Source organism: uncultured Salinisphaera sp. (assembly GCF_964012375.1).
GTDB lineage: Bacteria > Pseudomonadota > Gammaproteobacteria > Nevskiales > Salinisphaeraceae > Salinisphaera.
The window spans coordinates 1-11,575 of sequence record NZ_CAXGSH010000109.1; the positions used below are offsets into that span (position 1 = coordinate 1).

14 protein-coding genes are annotated in these 11,575 nt (G+C 63.3%); 8 read left to right on the top strand and 6 right to left on the bottom strand.

Translation table 11 applies throughout. From position 1 onward, the window contains the following. The 3 genes from ABNU97_RS15420 to ABNU97_RS15430 form a co-directional block, all read left to right on the top strand. Positions 1-264: fructosamine kinase family protein (locus tag ABNU97_RS15420; RefSeq protein ID WP_348767563.1), on the top strand; the 264-nt coding region annotated here is incomplete at its 5' end. Positions 265-352: 88 nt separating this feature from the next. Continuing rightward, positions 353-1,174 carry a tRNA 2-thiocytidine(32) synthetase TtcA gene (gene ttcA, locus ABNU97_RS15425; protein ID WP_348767564.1) on the top strand — a complete coding sequence of 274 codons (822 nt, stop codon included), beginning with the start codon at positions 353-355 and terminating at the stop codon, positions 1,172-1,174. A 178-nt stretch (positions 1,175-1,352) separates the two neighbouring features. After that, positions 1,353-2,540 (top strand): acyl-CoA desaturase, encoded by a 1,188-nt coding sequence (locus ABNU97_RS15430; protein WP_348767565.1) that lies wholly within the window; start codon positions 1,353-1,355, stop codon positions 2,538-2,540. A gap of 449 nt (positions 2,541-2,989) precedes the next feature. On the opposite strand, the gene ABNU97_RS15435 is transcribed toward ABNU97_RS15430, so the two are convergent. Then, on the bottom strand, positions 2,990-3,871 hold the full coding sequence (locus ABNU97_RS15435) for an ion transporter (protein WP_348767566.1): 882 nt from the start codon (positions 3,869-3,871) through the stop codon (positions 2,990-2,992). 25 nt (positions 3,872-3,896) lie between these two features. Then, positions 3,897-4,418, bottom strand: coding sequence for an NlpC/P60 family protein (locus ABNU97_RS15440; protein ID WP_348767567.1), 522 nt, complete (start codon positions 4,416-4,418; stop codon positions 3,897-3,899). 90 nt (positions 4,419-4,508) lie between these two features. On the opposite strand from ABNU97_RS15440, the gene ABNU97_RS15445 reads away from it, so the two are divergent. Continuing rightward, entirely contained in the window at positions 4,509-6,032 is a 1,524-nt protein-coding gene (locus ABNU97_RS15445) for a Ppx/GppA phosphatase family protein (protein ID WP_348767568.1), read from the top strand. A gap of 147 nt (positions 6,033-6,179) precedes the next feature. Here the strand turns inward: ABNU97_RS15445 and ABNU97_RS15450 are convergent, their stop codons facing one another. The 4 genes from ABNU97_RS15450 to ABNU97_RS15465 form a co-directional block, all read right to left on the bottom strand. Continuing rightward, positions 6,180-6,671 (bottom strand): GNAT family N-acetyltransferase, encoded by a 492-nt coding sequence (locus ABNU97_RS15450; RefSeq protein WP_348767569.1) that lies wholly within the window; start codon positions 6,669-6,671, stop codon positions 6,180-6,182. Positions 6,672-6,692: 21 nt separating this feature from the next. After that, positions 6,693-8,303, bottom strand: a complete 1,611-nt coding sequence (locus ABNU97_RS15455; protein ID WP_348767570.1) for a peptide chain release factor 3 — start codon at positions 8,301-8,303, stop codon at positions 6,693-6,695. A gap of 329 nt (positions 8,304-8,632) precedes the next feature. Then, positions 8,633-9,376, bottom strand: coding sequence for a hypothetical protein (locus ABNU97_RS15460; RefSeq protein ID WP_348767571.1), 744 nt, complete (start codon positions 9,374-9,376; stop codon positions 8,633-8,635). 38 nt (positions 9,377-9,414) lie between these two features. After that, the gene (locus ABNU97_RS15465) at positions 9,415-9,690 is read right to left on the bottom strand and encodes an acylphosphatase (protein WP_348767572.1); all 276 of its coding nucleotides are present in this window, start codon (positions 9,688-9,690) and stop codon (positions 9,415-9,417) included. A gap of 59 nt (positions 9,691-9,749) precedes the next feature. Between ABNU97_RS15465 and ABNU97_RS15470 the strand changes: the two genes are divergently transcribed. The 4 genes from ABNU97_RS15470 (at position 9,750) to ABNU97_RS15485 (ending at position 11,472) form a co-directional block, all read left to right on the top strand. After that, positions 9,750-10,424, top strand: a complete 675-nt coding sequence (locus ABNU97_RS15470) for a hypothetical protein (protein WP_348767573.1) — start codon at positions 9,750-9,752, stop codon at positions 10,422-10,424. Between the two features lie 90 nt (positions 10,425-10,514). Continuing rightward, on the top strand, positions 10,515-10,862 hold the full coding sequence (locus ABNU97_RS15475) for a cytochrome c (RefSeq protein ID WP_348767574.1): 348 nt from the start codon (positions 10,515-10,517) through the stop codon (positions 10,860-10,862). Between the two features lie 17 nt (positions 10,863-10,879). Further along, positions 10,880-11,242, top strand: coding sequence for a cytochrome c (locus tag ABNU97_RS15480; protein ID WP_348767575.1), 363 nt, complete (start codon positions 10,880-10,882; stop codon positions 11,240-11,242). 47 nt (positions 11,243-11,289) lie between these two features. Continuing rightward, positions 11,290-11,472: a hypothetical protein gene (locus tag ABNU97_RS15485; RefSeq protein WP_348767576.1), complete on the top strand. Its 183-nt coding sequence runs from the start codon at positions 11,290-11,292 to the stop codon at positions 11,470-11,472. Positions 11,473-11,575: the final 103 nt, after the last annotated feature.

The window sequence follows — 11,575 nt, forward strand, 5'->3', positions numbered from 1 at the left end:
GCAAACGGCGTGCCGGTGCTGTTCGATCCCGCCGTCTATTACGGCGATCGCGAAACCGACCTGGCCATGGCCGAGCTGTTTGGCGGCTTTTCGCCGCTGTTCTTCGAGGCCTACTGGGGCGCCTGGCCGATGAGCGACGGCTATCGCCATGTGCGGCGCCCGCTCTATCAGCTCTATCACCTGCTCAACCATGCCCGTTTGTTCGGCGGCCACTACGTGGCCGAGAGCCGGCGTGTGATGCAGCAGCTGCTGGCCCACGCCTGAGCCGCCCGCGCCGCGCTGTAGTCGCGTCGGCGCATGCGTACAATGACGCGCATCGTTTTCGATTGATGGCAACGCCAGGCAACGCGCCATGTCCGATATTCCGGTACTCGATACCCGCCCGCCGGCCGGCCTGACGCCGGGCTCGGTCGGGGCGAACAAGCTCGCCAAGCGGCTCAAGCGCCTGACCGGCCAGGCCGTGACCGACTACGACATGATCCGCGACGGCGATCGCATCATGGTTTGTCTGTCCGGAGGCAAGGACAGCTACACCATGCTCGACATGCTGCGCTATCTGCAGGAGGTCGCGCCCGTGCGTTTCGAGCTGCGCGCGGTGAACCTGGACCAGAAGCAGCCCGGCTTCCCCGAACATATCCTGCCGGCCTATCTGGACAAGCTCGGCGTCGACTACGAAATACTCGAGCGCGATACGTATAGCGTGGTCACCGAGAAGGTACCCGAAGGCGCGACCATGTGCGGGCTGTGTTCGCGCCTGCGGCGCGGCATTCTCTATCGCTATGCCCGCGAAAACGGCTTTAATCGGATCGCGCTCGGTCACCATCGCGACGACATCGTTGAAACCATGTTCCTGAACATGTTCCACGGCGCGCGCATGGCCGGCATGCCGCCCAAACTGCGTTCCGACGACGGCGAGAACGTGGTCATCCGGCCGTTGTCCTACTGCAGCGAGCGCGATATCGAAAAATACGCACGGCTGAATCAGTATCCGATCATCCCCTGCAATCTGTGCGGCTCGCAGGCCAACCTGCAGCGTCAGAACATCAAGGCCATGCTTGCCGACTGGGAGCGCATCGATCCCGGCCGCAGCGAACGTATATTTCGTTCCATGACCCGTATTGCACCGTCGCAGATGGCCGATCGCGACCTGTTCGATTTCGCTGCGCTGGATTGATCCAGAACAAACGCCTGCACTTACCGATGCGTTATCAAAACGTTGAACAGGGGGCGCGAGCTGCCGTTATTCAAAATACGGTTTCATTGAAAATCGTTCCTATTTAGCGCATACTTTTGTTGTAGTGAACAGTTGTGCACTGCAACGTAATACCGCAATTCGTGAGGCGAACAACGCGATGTCCGCAGAAAGGAAGTATCCTGCCAACCCCGAGCTGGACGACAAGTTCAACTGGGTCGAATTCATCCCGTTCGCGCTGCTGCACGTCGCGCTGATCGGCATCTGGTGGACCGGCTTCACCGCGACGTCGATCGCGCTGTGTGTCGGGCTGTACGTGGCGCGGGTGTTCGCCATCACGGCGGGCTACCATCGCTATTTCTCGCATCGCGGCTACAAGACCAGCCGCGCTTTCCAGTTCGTGCTGGCCTTTGTCGGTTCGGCGGCACTGCAGCGTGGCCCGCTCTGGTGGGCAGCCAAGCACCGCGAACATCATCGCGATTCCGATATGCCGGCCGACTCGCATTCGCCGCGTCAGTACGGCTTTTTCGACTCCCATGTGGGCTGGGTGTATCGCGAAGCCCGCTCGCATGCCGACATGGATCTGATCAAGGACTTCTCCAAGTATCCGGAGATCCGCTGGATCGAGCGCCACCAGTTCCTGCCGGCGCTGATCGTGGCCGGGCTGTGTTTCGTCGTCGGCGGCTGGGCCGGCCTGGTGTCGGGCTTCGTGCTGTCGACCGTGCTCGTCTATCACGCCACGTTCACGATCAACTCGCTCAACCACGTGATTGGCAAGCAGCGCTACCTTACCGGCGACGATTCCCGCAACAACTGGTTCCTGGCACTGCTGACCATGGGTGAGGGCTGGCATAACAACCACCACTACTATCCCGCGGCGGCCCGCAACGGCTTCTTCTGGTGGGAGATCGATACCACCTATTACCTGTTGCTGGGTCTTTCCAAGGTCGGCCTGGTCTGGGATCTGCGTCAGCCGCCCAAGACCATTCTCGCCAACGAGAAGGCACCGACCCAGAAGATCATCGACAAGTGCGCGATCTATATCGCGGAAGGCTTTTCGGCCGATCGCATCAGTCGCAACATCCGCGCGCGCTGGGAAGGCAGTCATGTCCTCGAAGACCTGCGCTCGCATGCACGCGACAAATGGGATTCGGCGGAAGCCTATCTGGCAGAGATCGAACTGCCGGAGTTGCCGAGCGTCGAGCAGCTCAAGGCCCGTGCCCACGCGAAGTTCAAGATTCGCCACGAGGGCCTGGATCGAGCCATCGAACGAGCCTACGAAATGCTGCGCAGTTCGGTCTCGCATCGCCTGATCGAGCAGGTGCGTTCGGAGCCGCGCTCCGCCTAGCGGCGCGCATGCCGACTGGATAAAAAGCCCGTCCCGGCGACGGGCTTTTTTATGTCCGTCGTTTATGCACGAGCGTCGAGCAGGCGTGTGGATTGCTCTGGGGCCGCCGGCTGTGGACAAGGCGGGCTAGCCATGGCGGAGTGGTTTATCAATCCGCCGCCAAAACAGCGGACTGCGGCAGCTGCTTTCAAGGGCTTGCCGGCCGTTGGCCGTGGCGCGCTTGTATTCGCACACGCGCGCCATCAACCCGAAAAGTCGTCTATTTCTATGCCGGGGTAAGAAGGCCGCGCGTCGTATAGTTTCGGGAGTGCGCTTGACCCATCCAGGCTGTGCGCTGTGCTGGCGAGCGGCCGAGATGGTCTGATCCCGTCTTTGCATTTGCGCGGTGCGACTCTATTCGCGGACGTTGCTGACCGAATGCGGCGCAGGACTGCGTGGTGGCGAACCGGCTAGTCGAGTTTGTCGCGGTCGGCGGCCTGTTCCTTGTCGGCGGGCGGATCGTCGTGATCGTCCTTGTCCAGGTGGCCGCCGCAGAACTTGCAGTAGTGCGCATCGATCTCGTGTCCGCTGCGCTCGCAATGCGGGCATTGACGCAGCTGGCGCTGGTTGGATATCTCGTTGGTCAGCTCGGCGGTGATAATGCCGCCGGTGACCGCGAGCAGGGCATAGCCGAGCATGATGGCGATGCCGGCAATCGCCTGACCGAGCGGCGTACCCGGGGCGATATCGCCGTAGCCAACCGTGGTGATCGTCACCACCGCCCAGTACATGCTGCGGGGGATGCTGGTGAAGCCGTGGGGCGGCCCTTCGACGACATACATCAGCGCGCCGAGGATGATCGTCACCAGTGCCAGTACGCCCAGAAAGATCTGCATCTTGCGCTGGGCATGACGTAGCGAGCGCGTAAGGACGTTGGCATCGTTGGCATAGCGTACGAGCTTGAGTACGCGAAAAATACGCATGACGCGCAGTGCGCGCACGGCCACGAAATAATGCGCCGACGGCAGCAGCAGGGCCAGATACAAGGGCAGCACGGACAACAGATCGATAATGCCGTAGAAGCTGCGGATATAGGCCCAGCGTCGCCGTGCGGCGTAGATACGCACGACGTATTCGATGCTGAACAAGACGGTGAACAGCCATTCCAGGGCATGCAGCACGGCCCCGAATCGAGCCTCGATCGCGGCCACCGAAACCAGCATGAGGTTGATCACGCTGGCTACGATCACCACCAGCAGCACGATGTCGAAGGTGCGCCCGGCGCGGGTGTCGGTACCGAAGATGATCTCGCGCAGACGCGTACGCAGGTCCGGGGACGAAGTCTCGCTCATGTGTGGAATGCCGCCGTCGCTGCTTTCAGTACGTCTGGGTGAGCAGGCGGCGTGACTGCCAGTAATGGCTGCGCCAGTAGATGTTGTCGAGCCGGGACATGGTCACGCCCTGGCTGGTGGAGGCATGCATGAAACGCCCGGCGCCCACATAGATGCCGACATGCCGGCTGCTGTAGCCGGTCTTGAAGAACACCAGATCGCCTGGCGAGAGATCGCCGGCTGAGATTGGCTGGCCGATTTGTGCCTGAGCGCCGGTTGTACGCGGCAGATTCAACGACTCGAGTTCGCGCATGGTACGGGCGACAAATGCAGAGCAATCGATGCCGCTGCGATCCACGCCGCCATGGCGATACGGCACGCCACGCCACTGGTGATAGTAGTCGAACAGGGCATCGATCATCGCGCCCTGGTCGGGATATTGGCTCTTGCTGGCGCGCGCATAGGAGGCGTCGGTCCGATAGCTGGGCTGACTCGCACAGCCGGCAAGTACGACGATTACCAGCACCAGCAGCAATCGTGGGTACAACCCAGCGCGCCGTTGCGACATAATCGCTCGCGCCATTCTTTCGTGCCTCTGTTTGCCCGTGTTCATCGATTCCCTTATCGGCGCCCCGGCCGGCGCGCTTAAGATAGCCCCATGAATCGCACGAGCGAAAGCGAGGCGGCCGCGCCGGCCCCGCAGACCGTCGCCGCTGTCGATCTGGGATCGAACAGCTTTCACATGATCGTGGTCCGCGATGATGGCGGCAAGCTGCATGTGGTCGATCGGCTCAAGGAGTCGGTGCGCCTGGCCGGCGGCTTGAGCGCTGATCGCCGTCTCGACCCGGATGCCGCCGCCCGTGCGCTGGCGTGTCTGGAGCGATTCGGTCAGCGTCTGCAAGGCATTGCCCCGGGTCATGTGCGCGCAGTGGGTACCAACACCCTACGCCGCGCGCGCGATTCCGATGCGTTCCTGGCCGAGGCCAGCGCTGCGCTGGGCCACCCGGTGGAGGTGATCTACGGGGCCGAAGAGGCCCGTCTGATCTATGGCGGGGTGATCCAGGATCTGGGCAACGACCATCCGCGGCGCCTGGTGATCGACATCGGCGGCGGCTCAACCGAAGTGATCGTCGGCGAGCTGGCAAGACCGGAGCTCGTGGAAAGCCTGTCGCTGGGCGCGGTCGTGCAGATGCAACGCTTCTTCGGCAACGGCAAGATCACGCGCAAGGCCTGGCAGGCCGCAGTGACCGATGCACGCCTGACCGTCGAACCCATCGCGCGTGCCTATCGTCGGGCCGGCTGGGATCTGGCGATCGGGGCATCGGGCAGCGTGAAGTCGATTCTGCGTGCCGCAGGGGCGACCAAGGCGGACGAAACCATTACACCGGCAGACCTGAAGGCGCTGGCGCGTGCCGTGCTCAAGGCCGGCAAGGTGGACAAGCTCGATCTGCCCGGCGTGTCCGACGAGCGCCGGGCGATTTTCCCGGGCGGGCTGGCGGTGCTGACCGGGCTGTTCGAAAGCCTGGGCATCGAGGCGATGCGCGTCTCCGACAAGGCGCTGCGCGAAGGCGTAGTGGCCGACCTTTTAGGCCGGCTGCACGATCACGACGCGCGCGAAGACGGCGTGATTGCCGCCAGCCACCGCTACGACGTCGATCATGCCCAGGCCGAACGCGTGGCCGCGACCGCGATCGCGCTGCTCGGCGATTACGACGACGAACGGGTTACCGGCATGGCGCCGCGACTGCTGCGCTGGGCAGCGTTGTTGCACGAAATCGGTCTGGCGATTTCCCACAAGGGTTATCACAAGCACGGTGAATACATTCTGCGAAACGCCGATCTGCAGGGGTTCTCGCGCACCGACCAGGCGGTACTCGCCACCCTTGTGCGCCTGCATCGCGGGCGGTTTCGTGCCGATCTGGTGGACGCGCTGCCCGAAGACTGGCGCGCGCTGGCCTATCGGCTGGCGCTGGTGCTGCGGCTGGCGGTGATTTTGCACCGCGGCCGCGACCCGGACATGGCGCCGCCGGCCTGGCTGAACGTGGAAGACGGCGATATCTACCTGCACTGCGAGGCCGAGTGGCTGGAGGAGCGTCCGCTCACCCAGGCCGATCTCGCCCGCGAAGCGGAGCTGCTCGCCCGGGCCGATATCTATTTGGAAACCGTGGCCGACGACGACTAGAGATCTCTGCAACACGTCTCGCGGCTCGCATTCGAGAGCGAGCCGCTTCAATGGCCGGGATTTCGCGCGCGCCGGGTTGGCGTGCCACGCTACTTCCGCGTTTTTCTGCCAGCCATGCGCAAAGCACGCTGGCGCGGCCGCGATAGGTTATACAGCGGTTTCCGAGCGCAGCAGCTTGCGCATATACGCGTTGGCGAGTTCCTCGCCACGCAGACGGCGACTGCGGCGTTCGACGACCTCGAAGCCGTAGCGGGCGAAAAACGGCTCGGCGGTGCGACTGACATCGGCGCACATGGCCTGTAGGTGTCGTCGTTCGGCCTCGGCTTCGAGCCGGGCCATCAGCAGCCCGCCAATACCCTGGCGCGGGTGGTGGCCGGAAACGAAAAAGTGATCGATATAGCCGTTGCCCTGCAGATCGGCATAGCCGACCGGCTGTTCGCCGCGCAGGGCCACGAACGGGGCGAGGGTCCGCATAGCGTCGCGCCAGGCTAGCGCATCAAGTGTGCGCGGCGCCCAGGCCTCGATCTGGCGCCGCGTGTAGTCGACGACGGCGATGCGATGCACGGCCGAATGAAAGATCTCGAATAGGGCCGCTTCGTCGCCTTCGCGAAAGCGACGAACGCGGATCGACTCCTTCATCGGCCGAGCGCTGCCCGAGGATCAGTTGGCGTTGTACTCGCGGGTGGCCGCGAAGGTGATCTCCGGCCAGCGTTCTTCGGTGAGCTGAAGCTTGACCCGGGTGGGCGCGAGATACACCAGCGCGCCGCCGTGATCCTCGGCCACGCCGTCGTCCATGCGGTCGCGAAAGCGCCGGATCTCGCGCTCGTCGCCGTAGATCCAGCGTGCGGTATGCACGTTGATGGGCTCGAAGGTGGCGTTCACGCCGTATTCGTTCTTGAGCCGTTCGGCGACCACGTCGAACTGCAGTACGCCGACCGCGCCCAGAATCACGTCGTTGTTGTTGATCGGACGAAACACCTGGGTCGCGCCTTCCTCACAGAGCTGGTCGAGGCCCTTGTGCAGGGCCTTGGCCTTGAGCGGGTCGCGCAGCACCACGCGCTGGAACAGCTCCGGCGCGAAGTTGGGGATGCCCGTGAACTGAAGATCCTCGCCCTGGGAGAAGCAGTCGCCGATGGCGATGGTGCCGTGGTTGTGGATGCCGATGATGTCGCCCGGCCAGGCGGTTTCCGCGGCCTCGCGGCGATTGGCCATGAAGGTGATGGCGTCGTTGACGCGAATCTCCTTGCCGGCGCGCAGGTGCTGCATCTTCATGCCTTTTTCGTAATGCCCGGAGCACACGCGCATGAAGGCGATACGGTCGCGATGCTGCGGGTCCATATTCGCCTGAATCTTGAACACGAAGCCCGACAGCGGCTCTTCGGTGGGGGCCACTTCGCGGCTGGTGGTCGCCCGCGGAATCGGCGCCGGCGCCCATTCCACGAATGCATCGAGCAACGGACGAATACCGAAATTGTTCACCGCCGAACCGAAGAACACCGGCGTGAGCTCGCCGGCCAGATACATGTCCAAGTCGAAGCCGTCGCCGGCCTCGCGCACCAGCTCGATTTCCTCGAGCAGGTCGTCGTAGAAGATGCCGGCGATATCCTTCAGGCGCGGGTCGTCGAGGCCGTCGAGGGTGACGGTCTTGCCGCCGGCCTCGTTGTCGGTGCCTTCATAGAGGTGCACCTTGTCTTCGAGCAGGTGATACACGCCCTTGAACTGGCTGCCCATGCCGATCGGCCAGGTGATCGGCGCACAGCTGATACCCAGGACCTCCTCGACCTCGTCGAGTACCTCCAGCGGCGGGCGGCCCTCGCGGTCCATCTTGTTGATGAAGGTGAAGATCGGCGTGGTGCGCAGCCGACAGACCTCCATGAGCTTGATCGTGCGCGGCTCGACGCCCTTGGCGATGTCGATGACCATGAGCGCGCTGTCCACGGCCGTGAGCGTGCGGTAGGTGTCTTCCGAGAAGTCCTCGTGGCCCGGCGTGTCGAGCAGATTGACGATGCGTTCGTTATAGGGGAACTGCATCACCGAGGTGGTCACGGAAATGCCGCGCGACTGCTCCATGGCCATCCAGTCGGAGGTGGCATGACGCGATGCCTTGCGCCCCTTGACCGTGCCGGCGAGCTGGATCGCGCCGCCGAACAGCAGCAGCTTTTCGGTCAGCGTGGTCTTGCCGGCATCGGGGTGCGAAATGATGGCAAAGGTCCGACGCTTGGTCGCTTCGCGCGCTGTCGGCGTGTTGTCGAGGGCGGTTGACGCGCTCATCGGTGACTCCGGATCACTATAAAGGGCTGTATCAGCTGATAAAAATATGTGTATAGTGCAACACTATTCATAGTGATAAGAAATGCAATTATGAATAGCGATGTGCTTTACCTATAATTCGTCTCGAAGCCGGCGGGGCGCAATACCTCGCCGCTCTTCGCAGAATCGGTGTCCCCCCTTCACCGGTTTTTGCGCCAACGCAGCGTACATCCTACCCGAGCGATGACGTTGCGATGGTGGCGTCGCTTTCCCCCGAGCGGCGCTGCTCTTCAAGGCCCGGATCGGCTGCCCTCCCGATTCGGGCCTTTCTTTTTTGCCGCCGCCCGTGGTCAGGCCGCGGATGGGCGAGGCGTGATCGCCTTGCGACGTATGCGAACCAGCACCGTGACGATATACAGGCACAGGAACACGGCGAACATCAGCTCCTTGACTTCGCCCCCGTCAATATCGAACGGGTAGGGCACATCGCCCAGGGCCGCTTCGAACAGCTTTTCGGGGATCGAGGCCAGCGGCGCGACGAAGCCTATCACCACGCAGTCGAACGTGGGCATGGCCCAGTAACCGAAGCTGCCTTGGGCATAGCTGCGGCCGCGTAGCCAGCGCCGGATCGGCAGAATACAGCCGCCCACGAGCATGGCAATAGCCAGCAGATTGCGCGGCAGCTGGTCCAGAAGCGATCCCGCCAGTGAGTTCGAGTTGTGCAGGTTCGTTTCGGCCTGATTGTTCAAGGCGCGCCACTGATCCGGCGTCGCCCAGCCGAACCAGTGCTGGCCCCAGCTGGCTTCCTCGCCGCCGAAATACAGGCAGCCCAGGCTGAATAGCGCAAAAAAGCCGGCCAGGACACGATCGCCGCGCTGAAATGCCCAGACCGTGGCCACCACCCCGCCGATACAGGCCATCGCCAGTACGACGACCGTGCCCACCTCGGTCAGCCCCGACTCGTGCAAAAGCCAGGCGTCGTAGACCGGCGCGTCAAGCACAGCGCGCGCTACATAGTGGGCGAAATAGATCGCCAGCGGTACGCCCAGCCACGCCCAGCGCGGCAAGACGGTGTCATCGGTTTGGTGGGGCATTGAAAATATCTATCTCGGGGGCCGCCAAACGGCCCGAATCAACGAACGGCGAACGGCCTGGGCAGGCTCTGCGTGCCTTCCACGGCATGGCTTTCGACGTGCTCGACCCGGGCCGGCGCCGGGCCGTCGTGCAGCCAGCGCTCCAGGGTGTCGAGGGTGTCGTCGCCTGCGCTGGCCTGCACTTCAACGCGGCCGTCGGCGAGGTTGCGAACCCAGCCGGCCATACCAAGCTCATCGGCGCGTTTGCGTGTAGCCTCGCGAAAGCCCACGCCCTGTACGCGGCCGCTGACGAAAAACTGGCGAGTGTTATTCATGACGAGGTCCGTAATGCGTCATTATAGAGTCACAATTCGTATTTGGCGTGCTTCGAATCATGTTCAACCGCATTCGCCGGCGCGTGCGTCGTCTGATCGAGCCGAACGTCGCCGCCGCAGCTCCTCGGGATACGACCGTACAACTGCGCTTGCCCAGCCCATACGGAGGTACGCCCTGGTTGACCGCAACGGTTGCGATCAGCGCTACGCCGCGTGGTCAGGGCGAGGCGCTGCGCCTGCGTGCCCACTTCGACGGCGCGCTGCGCATGCCGCCGGCCGGCGCCGAACGCAAGCGTCTGGCCTTGGACTCGGGCGAGTCGCGCGGGCTGATTCGACACGGTCGCAATGCGGCCGCGGCGGTGGCGCGTAACGTCATCGAGCGTTTGCCCGCCCAGCCGCTGGAGCAGCTGGCCGCCAAACGCTGGCGTACATGGCTGGATGTGCAGCTGAGTACGTCGCCGCTGGATGAGGGCGCACAGGCGCTCATGCCGGAGCCGTTGCGCGGCATCTATGGGGGCGGTCTCCCGCGTAGTGGCACAGGCGAGCCGCGTATCGGCGTCTGGTCCGGCCCCGCCGGCGGGCGCTCGGGTGGCGTGGCCCAGCTGGTGCTGCTGCAGCTCGACGAAAGGGACCTGGGGCGCACGCGCGGCGCAAACGCACGCTCGGCGTTCAGCCTCAATGCCAGCGTTGCCCAAGTGGTCGAGCCGTTGCGCGGGGACGACGAACAGGATTGACGGTAGCCGGCGAATTGACTCGCGCGCGGTTTTACAAGAGCATATCGCTGCGCCGCGCTCTATGGCGCAGGCTGTTTTCGGGAGATTTCGATGATTCAAAGTTGGCGTAAGGCCCTGGCGGCCTTGGTTTGTTGCGCCTTCGTGTATGGCCCTGCGTTCGCCCAGTCCGATGGCGGTGACGCGGCCGGCGATGCCGCAGCAGGTAAGGATCGTTTCTATACCTGTATCGGCTGCCACGGCATTCCCGATTACAACAATGCCTACCCGACCTACCACGTGCCCAAGATCGCCGGCCAGCATGCGGCTTATATCGAGTCGGCGCTGAAGTCGTATCGCAGCGGTGCACGCAAGCATTCGACCATGCACGCCCAGGCGTCGAGCCTGAGCGATCAGGACATCAAGGACATTGCGGCGTATCTGTCGCAGCAGAAACCGTAATGGCGGGGCGTATCTACATGAGACATGCAGTTTCACGCGGTTTGATCTGTCTGGCGCTGTGCGGTTTTGCCGGTTCGATTGCCGCCCAGGAAGATCACGGCAACGACAAGCCGGCTGGCAACGACTGGGTATCTCAGACCACCCAGACCTGTGCGAGTTGTCATGGCAAGAACGGGGTATCGCAGACGCCGAACTTCCCCGTCATCGCCGGTCAGCACCAGGATTATCTGGTGCATACGATCAAGGCCTACCGCGACGGCGATCGTGAAAACGCGATCATGGCCGGGCAGGTTCAAGGCATGAGCGATGCGCAGATCAAGGCGCTGGCTCGCTACTACAGCAAACAAAGCGGCCCGCTGCATACGGCGACGGCTGAGTAGAAACGTATTGCGGGCGCCGTAAGCGCCACGTTGTTGGGGAATAGTCGATGTCGAATTTTGCGATCTACATGATTGGTATCGTCATCGTCGCTGGCGCGCTGGCCTACGGTGCCTACGCACTGAGCGCGCCGCCGGTCTGGATTGGCGTCGGCGTGGCGGTGATCATCGGCTTTGGGCTGATGGGCGCGGTCAAGAAGACGCGCGGCCCGAGCAGCGGACCCCGGCGCTAGGGAAGCTCTGCATAAACCTCTCACGGATCGCGTTCGCGTCCTCACAGGCGGTGCGGCAAGGCGTCCAAGCGCAGCGCCTGCCTTATTGGCAGGTCAAGCTTGG

Coding starts and splice junctions, on each gene's coding strand:
- ttcA (WP_348767564.1), top strand. CDS start 353: ATGTCCGATATTCCGGTACTCGATACCCGCCCGCCGGCCGGCCTGACG.
- ABNU97_RS15430 (WP_348767565.1), top strand. CDS start 1,353: ATGTCCGCAGAAAGGAAGTATCCTGCCAACCCCGAGCTGGACGACAAG.
- ABNU97_RS15435 (WP_348767566.1), bottom strand. CDS start 3,871: ATGAGCGAGACTTCGTCCCCGGACCTGCGTACGCGTCTGCGCGAGATC.
- ABNU97_RS15440 (WP_348767567.1), bottom strand. CDS start 4,418: ATGTCGCAACGGCGCGCTGGGTTGTACCCACGATTGCTGCTGGTGCTG.
- ABNU97_RS15445 (WP_348767568.1), top strand. CDS start 4,509: ATGAATCGCACGAGCGAAAGCGAGGCGGCCGCGCCGGCCCCGCAGACC.
- ABNU97_RS15450 (WP_348767569.1), bottom strand. CDS start 6,671: ATGAAGGAGTCGATCCGCGTTCGTCGCTTTCGCGAAGGCGACGAAGCG.
- ABNU97_RS15455 (WP_348767570.1), bottom strand. CDS start 8,303: ATGAGCGCGTCAACCGCCCTCGACAACACGCCGACAGCGCGCGAAGCG.
- ABNU97_RS15460 (WP_348767571.1), bottom strand. CDS start 9,376: ATGCCCCACCAAACCGATGACACCGTCTTGCCGCGCTGGGCGTGGCTG.
- ABNU97_RS15465 (WP_348767572.1), bottom strand. CDS start 9,690: ATGAATAACACTCGCCAGTTTTTCGTCAGCGGCCGCGTACAGGGCGTG.
- ABNU97_RS15470 (WP_348767573.1), top strand. CDS start 9,750: ATGTTCAACCGCATTCGCCGGCGCGTGCGTCGTCTGATCGAGCCGAAC.
- ABNU97_RS15475 (WP_348767574.1), top strand. CDS start 10,515: ATGATTCAAAGTTGGCGTAAGGCCCTGGCGGCCTTGGTTTGTTGCGCC.
- ABNU97_RS15480 (WP_348767575.1), top strand. CDS start 10,880: ATGAGACATGCAGTTTCACGCGGTTTGATCTGTCTGGCGCTGTGCGGT.
- ABNU97_RS15485 (WP_348767576.1), top strand. CDS start 11,290: ATGTCGAATTTTGCGATCTACATGATTGGTATCGTCATCGTCGCTGGC.